The organism is Variovorax sp. V35, assembly GCF_041154465.1.
In the GTDB taxonomy this organism is placed as follows: domain Bacteria; phylum Pseudomonadota; class Gammaproteobacteria; order Burkholderiales; family Burkholderiaceae_C; genus Variovorax; species Variovorax boronicumulans.
In genome coordinates this window covers 715,727-731,853 of the sequence record NZ_AP028666.1, presented here as the reverse complement: position 1 = coordinate 731,853, position 16,127 = coordinate 715,727, and the positions used below count along the sequence as shown (strand labels likewise).

The 16,127-nt window shown below is 67.9% G+C and carries 13 protein-coding genes and 1 tRNA gene; 4 read left to right on the top strand and 10 right to left on the bottom strand.

All coding sequences use genetic code 11. The features are described from left to right. Positions 1-136: 136 nt before the first annotated feature. Complete coding sequence (locus ACAM42_RS03315) at positions 137-892, top strand: winged helix-turn-helix domain-containing protein (RefSeq protein WP_095743453.1); 756 nt, start codon at positions 137-139, stop codon at positions 890-892. A gap of 129 nt (positions 893-1,021) precedes the next feature. On the opposite strand, the gene ACAM42_RS03310 is transcribed toward ACAM42_RS03315, so the two are convergent. After that, a complete protein-coding gene (locus ACAM42_RS03310) occupies positions 1,022-1,384 on the bottom strand; it encodes a hypothetical protein (protein ID WP_369631099.1) in 363 nt (120 codons plus the stop codon). A gap of 148 nt (positions 1,385-1,532) precedes the next feature. Here ACAM42_RS03310 and ACAM42_RS03305 point away from each other — a divergent pair, with 148 nt between their 5' ends. Beyond that, positions 1,533-3,791, top strand: coding sequence for a hypothetical protein (locus tag ACAM42_RS03305; protein WP_369631098.1), 2,259 nt, complete (start codon positions 1,533-1,535; stop codon positions 3,789-3,791). 4 nt (positions 3,792-3,795) lie between these two features. Further along, the gene (locus ACAM42_RS03300; RefSeq protein WP_369631097.1) at positions 3,796-4,224 is read left to right on the top strand and encodes a DUF1810 domain-containing protein; all 429 of its coding nucleotides are present in this window, start codon (positions 3,796-3,798) and stop codon (positions 4,222-4,224) included. Here the strand turns inward: ACAM42_RS03300 and ACAM42_RS03295 are convergent, their stop codons facing one another. Together ACAM42_RS03295 and ACAM42_RS03290 are read right to left on the bottom strand one after the other, a co-directional pair. After that, the gene (locus ACAM42_RS03295) at positions 4,225-4,551 is read right to left on the bottom strand and encodes a hypothetical protein (RefSeq protein WP_369631096.1); all 327 of its coding nucleotides are present in this window, start codon (positions 4,549-4,551) and stop codon (positions 4,225-4,227) included. A 30-nt stretch (positions 4,552-4,581) separates the two neighbouring features. After that, positions 4,582-5,073, bottom strand: a complete 492-nt coding sequence (locus tag ACAM42_RS03290) for a PA2169 family four-helix-bundle protein (protein WP_369631095.1) — start codon at positions 5,071-5,073, stop codon at positions 4,582-4,584. Between the two features lie 278 nt (positions 5,074-5,351). Between ACAM42_RS03290 and ACAM42_RS03285 the strand changes: the two genes are divergently transcribed. Further along, positions 5,352-5,780: a low affinity iron permease family protein gene (locus ACAM42_RS03285; protein ID WP_369631094.1), complete on the top strand. Its 429-nt coding sequence runs from the start codon at positions 5,352-5,354 to the stop codon at positions 5,778-5,780. A gap of 77 nt (positions 5,781-5,857) precedes the next feature. On the opposite strand, the gene ACAM42_RS03280 is transcribed toward ACAM42_RS03285, so the two are convergent. The 7 genes from ACAM42_RS03280 to rpoC form a co-directional block, all read right to left on the bottom strand. Continuing rightward, positions 5,858-5,933 (bottom strand) — tRNA-Phe (locus tag ACAM42_RS03280). Positions 5,934-5,951: 18 nt separating this feature from the next. After that, the gene (locus tag ACAM42_RS03275; RefSeq protein ID WP_062480363.1) at positions 5,952-6,653 is read right to left on the bottom strand and encodes a response regulator; all 702 of its coding nucleotides are present in this window, start codon (positions 6,651-6,653) and stop codon (positions 5,952-5,954) included. A gap of 77 nt (positions 6,654-6,730) precedes the next feature. Next, the gene (locus ACAM42_RS03270; protein WP_062480362.1) at positions 6,731-9,061 is read right to left on the bottom strand and encodes an ATP-binding protein; all 2,331 of its coding nucleotides are present in this window, start codon (positions 9,059-9,061) and stop codon (positions 6,731-6,733) included. Continuing rightward, positions 9,058-9,627: a DUF4390 domain-containing protein gene (locus ACAM42_RS03265; RefSeq protein WP_369632713.1), complete on the bottom strand. Its 570-nt coding sequence runs from the start codon at positions 9,625-9,627 to the stop codon at positions 9,058-9,060. Before ACAM42_RS03265 ends, ACAM42_RS03270 begins: the two co-directional genes overlap by 4 nt. Before the next feature lie 52 nt (positions 9,628-9,679). Beyond that, complete coding sequence (rsmB, locus tag ACAM42_RS03260; protein WP_369631093.1) at positions 9,680-11,068, bottom strand: 16S rRNA (cytosine(967)-C(5))-methyltransferase RsmB; 1,389 nt, start codon at positions 11,066-11,068, stop codon at positions 9,680-9,682. A gap of 94 nt (positions 11,069-11,162) precedes the next feature. Beyond that, positions 11,163-11,762 carry a lema family protein gene (locus ACAM42_RS03255; protein WP_095743427.1) on the bottom strand — a complete coding sequence of 200 codons (600 nt, stop codon included), beginning with the start codon at positions 11,760-11,762 and terminating at the stop codon, positions 11,163-11,165. A gap of 115 nt (positions 11,763-11,877) precedes the next feature. After that, on the bottom strand, positions 11,878-16,113 hold the full coding sequence (rpoC, locus tag ACAM42_RS03250; protein ID WP_062479330.1) for a DNA-directed RNA polymerase subunit beta': 4,236 nt from the start codon (positions 16,111-16,113) through the stop codon (positions 11,878-11,880). Positions 16,114-16,127 lie beyond the last annotated feature (14 nt).

Here is a 16,127-nt window from a genome sequence, read left to right as displayed (position 1 = left end):
AGAAAAGCACACCCCCTGACCAGAATCAAGATTCTTCGCGCACCGCGGAGGCAGCTTCGGCGCCTTGCAAGCAGGTTCAAGGTCGCTGGCTGATTCCGCTGTGAGTTACCGCCGTCTTTTGGAATCGACCCATCCCATGACCCTCGAGGGAAAACTGTCCCTGGCCCTGCTGGACAACAGCAGCTCGCGCAGCACCTTGCTCCAGGAGCGCCTGCGCACCATGGGTCACCGGCCCGTGATGTTCAGCACCATCGGAGAGTTGCTGTCCACCTTGAGCCGCGGCAGCCGCTTCGACCTGCTGCTGGCCGCGCCCGATGCCATGGGCAGCGAGAGCCTGCTCACCGTGTGCTGGGTGCTGGGCATGCCCGCGCTGCCCATCACCGCGCAGGGCGAACCCGACGTCGTCGCGCTGCCTTCCTATTTCGACGACATGCCCATGCTGGGCAGCGGTACCAATTTCGACCTGCGCCGCATCTCGAACGAGGCGCTGGTGCAACACATGCACACGCTCTACACGGAGCAGGACACGAGCGCCGCCACGCGCCAGGCCCCCTCCACGGACCGCTGGACCTGGGGCGAGTACCGCTTCGTCGACGGCAACAACACCGTGCTGCACCGCGACCGCGAGATCGCGCTCCAGCCGCGGCAGTTCTCCTTCGCACTCGAGCTGTTCCGCAACCTCGGCAACGTGCTGACGCGCTCCTGGCTCATGAGTTCGGTGTGGAAGCTCCCGCCCGAACGCCCCGTCACGCGCTCGCTCGACGCCTGCGCCACGAACGTGCGGCGCAAGCTGTCGCTGCAGCGCGAAAACGGGTACGTGCTGCGCGCGGTCTACGGACAGGGCTACCAGCTGGTGCCTGTCTCCTCGCCGGCGCCGTCGTATCGCATGTGAGATCCGGGGTGCGACGGCACCCTCGCGCATCCAAAGAAAAGCGACCGCTTCAGACGGTCGCTTTTTCTTTTTGGGGGGCGACTTCTTGCGAGCCCGAGATCCGCGCAGAAGATCGCAAGACCCAAAGGCTCAGGACCGCGGTGCCCCACCCTCGCGCTGCCGCATGCGCCACTCCCCGACGAAGTAGTCGGCGCGAAACTTCAACCGCTCGATCACGGCTTCGCGGGTCGGCTGCTGCGCAATGACCAACACGCACCGCGGCTCGTTGCCCTCGCGAAGTTCCGCCTTGCCCGAACAGGCGCCTTCGGCGGATTGCTGCAGTTCGAGCCAGCAACTCCACCCGTCAGGCAGATCGAGATCGATGCGTGTGGCGGTCATGGCGACCGCAGGATAAGTCGGCGCGGCGCATCCGCTCAATACCCTGGCATTGACCCTGCTGGCCATGGGTGGGATGCCGCGGTCGTCGGTCGCGATGTCGGCGTCGACCGACATCGCCGCGCGCCGTCTGTCCTCATGACCGCCGCGTCGCGCGATCTAGGCTGACGCCCACGAATTGAAGGCGCTGCGTCGTGCATGACCCACGCAGCCCTCTCTTCAAACACTCCCGATCCCGCACGACCATCCCAAGGACATCAACCCGTTGACGACCGCCACCGCCCCCGTTCCCGCCGTCCTTCCCGGCACCCACACGCCAGGCCCGAAGCCGCACCGCTGGCAGTTCATCCGTGCCGGCGGCGTGGACCAGGTGGTGTTCCGCAGCGGCGAGGACATCGCACGCATCGCCGAGCTCGACCAGAAACTGTGGGTCGCACTCGCCTGCCCCACGCGCGGCATCGACTTCGATGCGCGCACGCTCGACCTCATCGACACCGACGGCGACGGCCGCGTGCGACCGCCCGAGGTCATCGCCGCCTGCCAGTGGGCCTGCGAGCGGCTGCGCAGCGCCGACGTGCTGCTCGCGGGCGGCGGCACGCTGTCGCTGGACGACCTCGACGACACGCGTGCGCCGGGCGCCGACCTCGCGAAGGAAGGCCGACGCATCCTCGACCTGCTCGGCAAGCAGGACACGCACACGCTGACCCTCGCCGACATCGCCGACCGCGGCGAATGGCTGGCCGCGATGCGCTTCAACGGCGACGGCGTGGTCACGCCGGCCACGGCCGGCACCGACGACGCGCTGCGCGCCACCATCGAACAAGCGATGCGCACCCACGGCAGCACGCCCGACCGGCACGAACAGACGCCCGGCCTCGATCGCGCACGTGCCGAGGCCTTCGTGGCCGAGGCACAGGCTGTTCGCGACTGGCATGCGCAGGGCGACGCAGAGGCGCTGCTGCCGATGGGCGCACGCACGCTGGCCGCAGCCGAGGCCCTGCGCGCGGTCGCGGCCAAGGTCGACGACTTCTTCGCGCGCTGCCGCGTGGCCGCCTACGACGTGCAGGCGGTGGCGGCGCTCAACCCCTCGCCCGAAGCCTACGACGCGCTCGCGGGACACACCTTCGATGCGAGCGTGCAGCCGGTGGCCGAGTTGCCGCTGGCGCCGGTGACGCCCCATCGCGCATTGCCGCTGGGCGGTGCGAGCCTCAATCCCGCCTGGGCCGAGGCCATGGGCGCGTTCGCGCGCGACGCGGTGGCGCCGTTGCTCGGCGAACGCGACACGCTCGAAGAAGCCCAGTGGCAAGTGCTGCGCGAGCGGCTCGCGCCTTGCGACGCGTGGATCGCCGCGCGCCCTGACAACGCGCTCGCGGGCCTGCCGCGTGAACGCATCGATGCCCTGCTCGCGACACGCGACGCGTTGCTCGCACTCATTGCCGAAGACGAGGCCGCCGAGCACCACAACCGCCTGCTGACCGACCTCGAAAAGCTGCTGCGGCTGCAGCGCGACCTGCGCGTGCTGCTGCACAACTTCGTGTCGTTCAAGGCGTTCTACCGGCGCGAGGGCGCGATCTTCCAGGCGGGCACGCTCTACCTCGACGGGCGCAGCTGCGAGCTCACGGTGCAGGTGCAGGACACCGCGCGCCACGCCGCGCTGGCCGGCCTGGCCAAGACCTGCCTCGCGTACTGCGACTGCACGCGCCAGGGAGAAAAGATGAGCATCGTCTCCGCCTTCACCGCCGGCGACGTCGACTTCCTTTTCGCCGGACGCAACGGCGTGTTCTACGACCGCCAGGGCCGCGACTGGGACGCCACCGTCACCAAGCTGATCGAGAACCCCACGAGCGTGGCGCAGGCCTTCTTCGCGCCGTACAAGAAGTTCGTGCGGCTGATCGAGGAGCAGGTCGCCAAGCGCGCGGCGGCCAGCGAGGCCGGCTCGCAGAGCGCGTTGCAGACGCTGGCCGGACGCGTCGCCACCGCAGACCAACCGACCGACGCAGCGGCCTCGTCAACGAAGACGCCGGCCAAGCCGGGACCGATCCTGCCCACCTCCAGCCGCATCGACGTGGGCACCGTGGCCGCCATCGGCGTGGCACTGGGCAGCATCAGTGCCGTGCTGGTCGGCATCTTCGGCAAGTTCGTCGACCTGGGGCAATGGATTCCGGTGGCGCTCGTCGGCATCGTGATCGCGATCTCGGGACCGAGCATGCTGATCGCGTGGCTCAAGCTGCGCCAGCGCAGCCTGGGCCCGATCCTCGATGCGAGCGGATGGGCCATCAACGGCCGCATGAAGGTCAACGTGCGCCTGGGCGGCATGCTGTCGCAGACGGCACGCGTGCCGCCGGGCGCCCAGCGCATCGCGCCCGATCCGTACCGCCAGCGGCACGGCCTCGCGGGCGCGCTGGCCGTCACCTGCGTGGTCGGCGCGGTGCTGCTGCTGGCGTGGCGCATGGACTGGCTCGACCCTCGGTTGCCGCCGCGGTTGCAGCATGATCGGGCAACTGCAACCACACCGGGCGCGTGAACACATGACCATCGACTGGCACCTCGAACGCTTCGTGGCGGCGCAAGAGCCCGTCTACGCCCAGGTCTGCGCGGAACTCGCGGCGGGACGCAAGCGCACGCACTGGATGTGGTTCGTGTTTCCGCAACTGAAGGCGCTGGGCCGCAGTGCGACCGCGCAGTTCTTCGGCCTCGACGGTATCGCCGAGGCGGCGGCGTACTGGCAGCACGCCGTGCTCGGTGAGCGACTGCGCCACTGCGCGGAGCTGGTGCGCGCCCTGCCCGACAGCGATGCGCACCAGGTCTTCGGCTCACCGGACGATCTCAAGCTGCGCTCCTGCATGACGCTGTTCGAGATCGTGGCGCCTGAAGCCCCCGTGTTCGGCGACGTGCTCGTGCAGTACTTCAACGGCGCGCGGGACGACGCGACGATCGCACTCGTCCGAGCTGCGTGATCAGAACCGGCCCTGGCCGTCGCCTGTGCGGTCATGCGCCCAGCGAATGGCTTGCTGCTCGGCGTGGCGCAGCGCCTCGGCTTCGCTGCCGTACGCGACGTTGTCCGTGTCGGGCGGCAAGCGCTGCTCCGCGCCTTCGACGTCGCCGCCCCCAGAGGCGCGGCAGAAGACCACGGGCCTGAAGGTCTGATCGTCCACTCGCTGCGCGGCGCACGAAAACCACCAGCCGAGGTAGCTGAAAGTGAGAAGGCGCTCGCCGACGCCGTCCGCAACTTCCGTCGCGGACGGTGCACTGGGCATGGCGGGCGCGCGGCTGTCACCGGTCATGGTGGGAGGCATCCCTAGGGTGCAGGCCGGTCAGCCCTTGGCGCTGCGGAATTGATCGCGCAGGCCCTTGATCTGGTCGTGGTTGGCCTGCGCGCCGTCGGCCTGGCGCTGCACCAGCATGCGCACCTCGGCCGGCAGGTCGGTCTTGAGGGCCTTGCGGTAACGCGCGAGTGCCGCGTCTTCGCCGCGCTCGCATTCCTCGAGCATCGACAGCGGGCTGTTCGCGCCGACCGCGCCCTTCACATGCACCCAGCCGCGATGCATCGCACCGCTGACCGTGCCGCCGTCGTCGGGTTTGCCGCCGAGCTGGCGGATGAGTGCGACGAGTTCGGATGCCGCGCTGGCGCATTGCGAGGCGCGGCTTTCGAACACCGGCTTCAGTTGCGCCGAGTCGACTTCCTTCGCGCAGGCGCGAAAGCCGTACTCGCCGTCGCGCGTGTTCTCCAGAAGGTCGTTCAGAACGTCGATCACCTGATCGTTGGACACCGCGTCCGCGGTGGTTACCTGGGTATCGTTGGCCATGGGTGGTTGCTCCTTGAAGGCCGGTCGCCAAAGCGAGGGCCGGGTTGAGAAAGAAAGACTGAAAGAAAGACTGCAATGAGCCTTCATGGTCGACACGGTGCGGGAAGCGCCCTGTCGTCTCGACCCGACGACGCGTGTAAGCCGTGTCCGAGGCCACGGCCGCGCGCCGCCATGCGCCGACAGCCTCAGGGGAATTGCGATGCCATGCGAGGCGGGCCTCCGCTGACGCGCTCGCGCGCACCGCCGCGGCAGCATCGCCCCGACTGGAGAACACGCGCATGGAGCGACTCTTTGATTCCTTCGCCAACGCCGTCGCACGCTGGACGGGCAGCCCGGCGGCCTTCCTGGTCTGCGTGGTCGTCGTCGTGGCCTGGGCAGTCGCGGGGCCGTTCTTCGGCTTTTCGGAAACGTGGCAGCTGGTGATCAACACGGGCACCACCATCGTCACCTTCCTCATGGTGTTCCTGATCCAGAACACGCAGAACCGCGACAGCGTCGCCCTGCAGACCAAGCTCGACGAACTGATCCGCACCTCCGACGCGGAGGACGACTTCATCGGCATCGAGCGGCTCACGGACAAGGAGCTGATCGCGCTGCACGCGCGCTGCGAGGCGGCGGCCAAGCAGAGCCAGGCCACGCTGGCGAAGACGCGGGCCGAACGCAGGCGCCGCGGGCATGACGACATCAACGGGGATCGGGCCGGGTAGCGGGAGTGAGATTCCCCAAACACGGCGCCAGAATGCAAAAAGCCCAACCTCGGAAGGTCGGGCTTTTTGACTGAATTTGGTGGCCTGGGGCGGAATCGAACCACCGACACGCGGATTTTCAATCCGCTGCTCTACCAACTGAGCTACCGGGCCATTGTGTGCAGCCTTAAATTATACAGCGCTTCTGCGGCCTCGGGAAAGATCCACACCCAATTGTTTGAGTTTTCTGTACAGGTGGGTGCGCTCGAGGCCGGTTTTCTCGGCCACGCGGGTCATCGAACCGTTCTCCATCGCGAGGTGGAACTCGAAGTAGGCCTTCTCGAAACCGTCGCGCGCGTCGCGCAGCGGGCGGTCGAGGTCGAAGCTCTGGGTCGACTGCGGACCCGCGTCGGCCACCGGCACGGCCGCCAGCGACGCCATCAGCAGGCTGTCGCCCGTGGTCGTGATGGCGGCGGCCTGGTGGGCGCCCGTGGGCGGCGGCACCACGCCGGCGGCGGTGCGGCGGGCGCTCTCGCGCGCCAGCCCCTGCTCCACCGCCTTGAGCAGCTTCTGCAGCGTGATGGGTTTTTCGAGGAACGCGAAGGCGCCGATGCGCGTGGCATCGACCGCGGTGTCGATGGTGGCGTGGCCGCTCATCATGATGACCGGCATGCTCAGCAGGCCCGCGGTGGACCACTCCTTGAGCAAGGTGACGCCGTCGGTGTCCGGCATCCAGATGTCGAGCAGCACGAGATCGGGCCGGGCGCGTTGTCGGGCCGCGCGGGCTTCGGCGGCGTTTTCCGCGAGCTCCACGTTGTGGCCTTCGTCATTGAGAATTTCGAAGAGCAGGTCCCTGATGCCCAGCTCGTCATCGACCACGAGAATGTTTGCCATGAGTGCTGCTTGTTGTATGCGCTGGTGTGTATTGATCCGCTCCCGATCCAGCCCCTATGCGCTGGATTCGCCGGTACTCAGGCGGACGAAGATTTCGAATCTTCGGTGTGAGCGACCGCTGCCCGCGGTTCGCCTGCCAGCGCGAATGATAGCGAGACTTGCGCCCCCGCCACAGCCCCGTCGACGACACGGTTGGAAAGCTCGATGCGCGCGCCGTGTTCGTCGGCGATCTTCTTGACGACGGCCAGGCCCAAACCGGTACCTTTTGTTTTCGTCGTGACGTAGGGTTCGAAGGCGCGCTTGAGAATATTTTCGGCAAAGCCGGGCCCGCTGTCCTGCACGGTGAGGCGCACGCGCTGGCCCGAATCGCCCAGCCGGGTGCGGATGACGACCTCGCCCACCCGGCCCGTGCCGCTGGCGGCGGCCTCGGCGGCGTCCTGTGCGTTCTGCAACAGGTTGTGCACGACCTGGCGGATCTGCTGTTCGTCGCCGCGCACGGGCGGGCAGCGCTCGTCGAGCTCCGAGCGCAGCGTGATCGGCAGGTTCTCGGCGTGATACAGCTGCAGCACGTCGGCCAGCAAAGCATTGAGGTCGACCGGCTTGAGGTCGGCCGCGGGCAGCCGGGCGTAGTCGCGGAATTCGTTCACCAGCCGCTTCATCGCATCGACCTGGTCGACGATGGTCTTGACCGACTTCACCAAGATGGCCTGCTCGGGCGGCTCGACCTTGCCCGAGAGTTTCATCTCGAGCCGCTCGGCCGACAGCTGGATCGGCGTGAGCGGGTTCTTGATCTCGTGCGCGAGGCGGCGCGCCACCTCGCCCCAGGCCTGCGCACGCTGGGCCGAGACGATTTCGGAGATGTCGTCGAACACCAGCAGCCGCGCGTCGCCCGGCAGCTCGGCGCCGCGCGCGACGATGTTGATGGCGTCGTCCTGCTGCGGCAGGTCGTTGCCGGTGGCGTGCAGCTCGAAGGCGTGCTGCCAATGGTCCAGGCCGTGCTGCATGCGCTCGACCAGGAACTCGTCGAACTGCTGCTGCACCTTGGCACCGAAATCGGCCAGCCCCGGCACATCGACCAGCGCCTTGCCTTCATAGGCGGCGAGCGGCGCGCGCAGCACGCGGGTGGCGCCCGGGTTGGTAGACAGCACGGTGCCCTTGGCGTCGAGCACGATCACGCCCGAGGTCAGGTTGTCCAGGATGGTCTGCAGGTTGCCGCGGGCGGCGTCGAGCTGGTCCATGGTCTTCTCGACGGCGCCGCGCGCGTCGGCCAGCTGCTGGGTCATGACGGCGAACGAGCGCGTGAGGCCGCCCAGCTCGTCCTTGCCTTGCAGCACGGCGGTGGGCCGCAGGTCGCCGGCGGCCACCTGGCGCACGCCGTCGGCCAGCACGAGCAGCGGCCGTGCGAGCTGGTTGCCGAACAGCACGGCCAGCAGCACCGCACCGAACACGGCGAGGAACAGGCTCAGCGTGAGCGTGCCGATGTACATGCGCCGCAGGCCCTCGCGCGCCAGGGCCCGCTCCTGGTACTCGCGGTTGGCTTCCTGCACGGCCAGCGCGTTGGCGACCACGGCCGGCGGCAGCGGCCGCGTGACCTGCAGGTAGCGCGGCGCGGTGTCGAAATCGAAGCCCGGGCGCTGCACCATGGCCAGCGCGCGCACGCTGGCACTCGACGGCGTGGCGCTGGGCAAGGCGGTTTCTTCCAGGCCCTCGACATGTGCGACGGCGCGGTCGGGCCGCACCTGGCGGAACTGCTGCGCCGTCGGCCGCTCGGGGTTGAGCTGGAAGCGCGACGCGCCAGCGCTGGCCACCAGCTGGCCCGAGCCGGTCCAGAGGATCACGTCACTGGCTTCGAGCTGGTCGCGGATGCGCTCCAGCAGCAGCCCCGCGCTCGCGTCGGGCACCTGCGACAACTGGGCGCTGGCGGTGCGGGTCTTGGCGGCGAGGTCGTCGGACAGCGAATCGAGCGTGGCCCGGCCCAGGTTCAGGCCGGCATCGAGCGCGCCCTCGACCTTGACGTCGAACCAGCTCTCGATCGAGCGCGCGACGAACTGGTAGGACACCACGTAGACCAGCGCCCCGGGCACCACCCCGACGAGCGCGAAGATGGCGGCGAGCTTGATCAGCAATCGGCTGCCGAACTTGCCCTGCCGTAGCCGGCGTAACAGGCGGAATGCGACCCAGCCGATCACCAGCACCAGCAGCACGGCCACCACCACGTTGATGCCGAACAGGCGCACGTAGTAGCGCTCGTACAGCGCGCGGTTGTTGGTAGCCTGCGCGAGCAGGAACATCAGCACGAGGCCGATGGCGGTGACCATCGCGGCGCCGACGCCCACGGCCCAGCGCAGCGCGCGCGAGCGGCGGGCGGCAGGCGTGGCCGCGGCGCCGCTGCGCGGCTTGCTGCTCACCGCTGCTTCTCCAGCGGCAGCCGGGCGGTGCGCTCGGCGGCGATGTTCCACTCGGCCTGCCCGACCATGCCGATCTGGAAAGGACGCGGCAGCTGCGAGGTGTCGAGCCGGAAACGGAAGGTGACCTGGTGCAGCGGCTCGTCGCCGATCTCGGCGGCGTCGCCCAGCCGCAGCCGGCCGATGCGCTTGATGGCCTCGAGCGCGTCGCCGAGGCTGTCGAAGTTCTGGTTCAGCGAGATGCCGAAGCCGGCGGCGCCGGTGATCGGCACCGGCGACACATTCAGCCGCCAGCGGCGCGTGAGGGGCTGGTAGGCCAGCCGCATGTGGCGCGCCACCTGGGCGACCTTGCGGTCGGTCCAGTACCAGCGCTCCTGGAAGACCTCGGCCTCGGCCACGAAATAGATGGCGATGCCCTTGTCGAGCACGTCTTCCACCAGCGTGGGCAGCTCGAACTGCACGGCCGCGCTCAGGTAGACGCCGTCGTCGGCCTGCTCCAGGCGCATCTGGGTGATGGTGGCGCCGCCGGGCCTGCCCTGGGCGGTGGCGACGGCCGGGAACAGGGCCATCCACAGGGCCCAGGCCAGCCACAGGCCGGCCAGCAGGATCGACCGGCGGCCGTCAGTGCGGCGCGGGTTTTTCAAGCAGGGCGTAGAAGAAGCCGTCGTGGTCACCAGAGGGATTGTCCGGGACGCCACGGGCATTCGCCCCACTTTGAGGCAGCAAGTGTCCCGGGGACGGCAGCAATCGGGCATCGGTGTTGCGTACAAGAAACGCATCAATTTGCTGCGAGCCTTCTTCGCGGAACACGGAACAGGTGCAGTAAAGCAGCCGGCCGCCGGGCCGCACGAGCGGCCAGAGCGCCGCCAGCAGCGTCGCCTGCTGGGTCGCCAGCTGGGCGGTGTCGCTCTCGCGGCGCAGCCAGCGCACATCGGGATGGCGCCGCACGATGCCCGAGGCGGTGCACGGCGCGTCCAGCAGGATGGCGTCGAACGGCGCGCCATCCCACCAGTCGGCGGGGCGGCCGGCATCGGCCACCACCACCTTGGCCTTCAGGCCGAGGCGGGCGAGCGTCTCGTCGATGCGGCGGCTGCGCACGGCATCGACCTCCAGCGCGGTCACCTCGACGGCGCCGGGGCCGGCGCGTTCGATCAGGTGCGCGGTCTTGCCGCCGGGGGCGGCGCAGGCGTCCAGCACGCGCAGCGGCGCGGCGCCGGGCTTGGCCGGCAGCAGGCCGTCGAGCAGCAGCGGCGCCGCGAGCTGCGCGGCGGCGTCCTGCACCGAGCAGGCGCCGTCGGCGAAACCGGGCAGCTGCTGCACCGGGCGGGCGCGCGCGAGCTGCAGGCCGTCAGCGCCGACGCGCGTGGCCGCGAGGCCCACCGCTTCCAGTTCCAGCAGGTAGGCGGCCGGCGTCGATTGCAGCGCGTTGACACGCAAGGTCATCGGCGCCTGGGCGTTGTCGGCCGACAGCACGCGCTGCCAGTCGCGCGGGTGGTCGCGCTTGAGGCGTTCGATCCACCAGCGCGGGTGGTTCCACTGCGCGACCGGTTCGGTGTCGGTGGCGGCCACGAGCTCGTCGCGCTCGCGCAGGAAGCGGCGCAGGCAGGCGTTGATGAAGCTGGCCTGTGCCCGCGTCGCCGGGTTGCGCTTGGCGGCTTCCACGGCCTGGTCGACCAGCGTGAAGGGTTCGTAAGGGGCGTGGTCGCTGTGCCAGGCCAGCGCGAGCGCGGTGCACAGCAAGGCGTCGGGCAACGGCGGCGGCGTGCGCTTGGCCAGGTGGCGGCGCAGCGCCTCGGCACGACCGAGCCAGCGCAGCACCTGGAAGCCGAGCGCCTGCACGCCGGGGCGCAGCGCGGGCTCGACGGCCTCGAACGCGACGGTGCCCGAGGTGCCGGCGCGAATCGACGCCAGCGCCCCTGCGGTCAGTTGCAGTTGGCGCCAGAGCGGCGGTTGTTGCGGCGCCGAGGAGGCGCTGCCCGAAGAGGGGTCGGAGGAAAGATCTGCTGGCAAGTTGGAGCCGATGGTAACGGGCGAGAAAGACAGCACGCCGCGCGGTGGGAATGGAAACGAAGGCGTTACCCGCCTGTCGTCGGGTCGAGGCAGGTCAGAGCAAGGGCGCCGCAGGCCGCAGTCGCACGATCCAGGCCACCAGCAGCGCCGGGAACTGGGCGATGCCCGCGTTGTACTGCGCCACGGCCTGGTTGAACTGGCCGCGTGCGATTTCCGCCGCCGCCGACGGCTCGGGCCAAGCGATGGGCGCAGCCGGATCGGACGCGCCGCCCAGGCCGGGCATCAGCGGCGCAGGCCGCGACAGCGTGCCGTCCGCGTCGAACACCGTGACCGCGCCCGGGTACTGGCGCCGCCATGCCGCAATGAGCACCTGCAGCGCGGTGGCCAGCGCCGCCATGCTGCCCGGGTCGAGCGGGCGCACCCGCGTCGCGCCGAGCAGGGTCGCGAGCTGCGTCGTGGCGGCCTGCAGCGGCGCCACCGTCGGCGCGCCTTCGGGCGGCGACTCGGGCCGGGGCGCGGCGGTGATGCTGGCCTGGACGAAATCGAGCTGCTTGCGCAGCGCCACATCGAGCACGGCGTAGGCCTGGAGCACGGCCGCGCGCAAACGCACCAGCCGGTTGTAGGCGCCCACGAACCAGAACAGCAGCAGTGCGGCAACGAGCCAGCCGGCCAGCGAATCGGGCAGGACGCTCATCGGAAACAGAACCTCTTGGTCATCGGTCGGAACCCTGCGAACACAAAGAAAAACGCCCCCCGACCGGAGCGGTCGGAGGGCGTGGGCAACCGGTCATGCCGGTGATGCTAACCAGTTATTCGGTCGCAGCGCCTTCGTTGGCGTCCACCGTGCTGGTCGCTGCATCGCTGTCGCCGGAGCCGGCCAGTTCGGCAGCTTCCGACTCGGCGATGGCGCGGCGCTCGGCCTCGTCCATGGCGTCCTTGACCTTGCGGGCCTGGTGGTACGCCATGCCGGTGCCTGCGGGAATCAGGCGACCGACGATGACGTTTTCCTTCAGACCGCGCAGCTCGTCGCGCTTGCCCATGATCGCGGCTTCGGTCAGCACGCGCGTCGTTTCCTGGAACGAAGCGGCCGAGATGAACGAGTCGGTCGACAGCGACGCCTTCGTGATACCCAGCAGCAGGTTGGTGAACGTCGCGGGGATCTTGCCTTCGGCGCGCAGGGCGTCGTTGGTGTTGAGCATTTCGCTGCGTTCGACCTGTTCGCCGGAGATGTAGCTCGTGTCGCCGATGTTGTCGACCACGACGCGGCGCAGCATCTGGCGAACGATCACCTCGATGTGCTTGTCGTTGATCTTCACACCCTGCAAACGGTACACGTCCTGCACTTCGTCCACGATGTAGCGCGCGAGTTCTTCCGAACCCAGCAGGCGCAGGATGTCCTGCGGGTCCGCCGGACCGTCGACCACGCTTTCGCCCTTGTTCACCACCTGGCCTTCGTGCACCAGGATGTTCTTTTCCTTCGGCACGAGGTCTTCGTAGACGCCGCCTTCGGGATCGGTGATCTGCAGGCGGATCTTGCCCTTGGTCTCTTTACCGAACGACACGGTACCGGTCATTTCGGCCAGCATGCCCTTGTCCTTCGGCGAACGGGCTTCGAACAGCTCGGCCACGCGCGGCAGACCGCCGGTGATGTCTCGGGTCTTCTGGCCTTCGACCGGGATGCGTGCCAGCACTTCGCCGGGGCCCACGTCCTGGCCGTCGCGGATCTGCACCAGGGCGCCGATCGGGAAGCCGATCGTCACCGAGTGGTCGGTGCCGGGGATCTTCACTTCGAGGCCTTGGGCGTCGATCAGCTTGACCTGCGGACGCACGACCTTGGCAGCGCCGCGGCGCTTCGGGTCGATCACGACCAGGGTCGACAGACCGGTCACTTCGTCCACCTGCTTGGCGACCGTCAGGCCTTCCTCGACGTTCTCGAACTGCGCCTTGCCGGCGAACTCGGTAATGATCGGGCGGGTCAGCGGGTCCCAGTTGGCGAGCACGTGGCCGGCCTTGATCTGCTGGTCGGCCTTGACCGTCAGCGTGGCGCCGTACGGCACCTTGTGACGCTCGCGCTCACGGCCGTGCTCGTCATGGATGACGATCTCGCCCGAACGCGAAATCACGACCAGCTCGCCCTTGCTGTTGGTCACGTAGCGCATCGTGGCGTTGAAGCCGATCGAGCCGTTCGACTTGGCTTCCACGCTCGAGGCGATGGCGGCGCGCGAAGCGGCACCACCGATGTGGAAGGTACGCATCGTCAGCTGCGTGCCGGGTTCGCCGATGGACTGGGCAGCGATCACACCGACGGCTTCGCCGATGTTGATCAGGCCGCCACGGCCCAGGTCGCGGCCGTAGCAGGTCGCGCAGATGCCGAAACGCGTTTCGCAGGTCAGCGCGGTGCGGACCTTGACTTCGTCGACGCCCTGGGCTTCCAGTGCTTCGATGTTGTCTTCGTCGAACATCTCGCCGGCCTTGAGCAGCACCGAACGGTTTTCCGGGTGCAGCACGTCGTCCGCCGCCGAGCGGCCCAGGATACGGTCGCGCAGCGACTCGATCACTTCACCGCCTTCGACGATGGCGCGCATCAGGTAGCCGCCGTGCGTGCCGCAGTCCTGCTCGGTCACGACCAAGTCTTGCGTCACGTCGACCAGACGACGGGTCAGGTAACCCGAGTTCGCCGTCTTCAGCGCCGTGTCGGCCAGACCCTTACGGGCACCGTGGGTGGAGATGAAGTACTCCAACACGTTCAGACCTTCGCGGAAGTTCGCGGTAATGGGCGTCTCGATGATCGAGCCGTCCGGCTTGGCCATCAGGCCCCGCATACCGGCCACCTGGCGAATCTGCGCTGCGGAACCGCGGGCGCCGGAGTCGGCCATCATGTAGATGGAGTTGAACGACTCCTGCTCGACTTCCTTGCCGTGGCGGTCGATGACCTTCTGCTTGGACAGCTTGGCCATCATGACCTTCGACACTTCGTCGCCGGCCTTGCCCCAGATGTCCACCACCTTGTTGTAGCGCTCGCCGGAGGTCACGAGACCGGAGACGTACTGCTGTTCGATCTCCTTCACTTCCTTGGCCGAGCGCTCGATGATGCCGTGCTTCTCAGCGGGCACCAGCATGTCGTCGATCGCGATCGAGATGCCGGCCTTGGTCGCCAGACGGAAGCCGTTTTGCAGCAGCTTGTCGGCGAACACGACGGTCTCTTTCAGGCCGCACTTGCGGAACGAGACGTTGATGAGCTTGGAGATTTCCTTCTTCTTCAGCGCCTTGTTGATGTTCGAGAACGGCAAGCCCTTCGGCAGGATCTCGGACAGCAGGGCACGGCCCACGGTGGTGTCCACGAGCGAGGTCGACGGCGTGAACACGCCGGTTTCCTTGTCCTTGGTGTACTCCGTGATACGCACCGCGACCTTGGCGGTGAGTTCGACTTCGTTGGCGTCCAGCGCGCGCTGCACTTCACCGATGTCGGAGAAGATCAGGCCCTCGCCCTTGCCGTTGATGCGGTCGCGGGTCGTGTAGTACAGACCCAGCACCACGTCCTGCGAAGGAACGATCGACGGTTCGCCCGAAGCCGGGAACAGCACGTTGTTGGAGGCCAGCATCAGCGTGCGGGCTTCCATCTGCGCTTCCACCGACAGCGGCACGTGGACAGCCATCTGGTCGCCGTCGAAGTCGGCGTTGAAGGCCGCGCAAACGAGCGGGTGCAGCTGGATGGCCTTGCCTTCGATCAGGATCGGCTCGAACGCCTGGATGCCCAAACGGTGCAGCGTAGGCGCACGGTTCAGCATGACCGGGTGTTCCTTGATCACTTCTTCCAGGATGTCCCAGACCACCGGCGTGCCCGATTCGACTTCCTTCTTGGCAGCCTTGATCGTCGTCGCGATGCCCATGGCTTCCAGGCGCGAGAAGATGAAGGGCTTGAACAGCTCGAGCGCCATCAGCTTGGGCAGGCCGCACTGGTGCAGCTTGAGCGTCGGGCCCACCACGATGACCGAACGGCCCGAGTAGTCCACGCGCTTGCCCAGCAAGTTCTGGCGGAAACGACCGCTCTTGCCCTTGATCATGTCGGCCAGCGACTTCAGCGCGCGCTTGTTGGCGCCCGTCATGGCCTTGCCACGGCGGCCGTTGTCCAGCAGCGAGTCGACCGCCTCTTGCAGCATCCGCTTTTCGTTGCGCGCGATGATTTCCGGAGCCTTCAGCTCCAGCAGGCGGCGCAGACGCGAGTTGCGGTTGATGACGCGGCGGTACAGGTCGTTCAGGTCGGAGGTCGCGAAGCGGCCGCCGTCCAGCGGCACCAGCGGACGCAGGTCCGGCGGCAGCACGGGCAGCACTTCGAGCACCATCCACTGGGGCTTGATGCCCGACTTGCGGAAGGCCTCGAGCACCTTCAGGCGCTTGGAGTTCTTCTTGACCTTGACTTCGGAGCCGGTCAAGTCGCCGCGCAGGCGTTCGATCTCGCTGTCGAGTTCGATGCCTTCGAGCAGGTCCTTGATGCCTTCGGCGCCCATCTTGGCGATGAACTCGTCACCGTATTCCTTGCGTTTGGCGTCGTAGTCGTCCTCGGACATGATGCCGAACTTCTTCAGCGGGGTCATGCCGGGGTCGGTGATCACGTACGCTTCGAAGTACAGCACGCGTTCGATGTCGCGCAGCGTCATGTCGAGCACGAGGCCCAGGCGCGACGGCAGCGACTTCAGGAACCAGATGTGGGCGCAGGGCGCGGCCAGGTCGATGTGACCCATGCGCTCGCGACGCACCTTGGTCTGCGTGACTTCAACGCCGCACTTCTCGCAGATCACGCCGCGGTGCTTCAGGCGCTTGTACTTGCCGCACAGGCACTCGTAGTCCTTGATGGGGCCGAAGATCTTGGCGCAGAACAGACCGTCGCGCTCGGGCTTGAACGTGCGGTAGTTGATCGTCTCAGGCTTCTTCACCTCGCCGAAAGACCACGAACGGATCTTCTCGGGCGAAGCCATGCCGATCTTGATGGCATCGAAATGCTCATCGGGCGTGAATTGCTTGAACAGGTCGAGTAGCGATTTCATAAGACTCTTTCCCT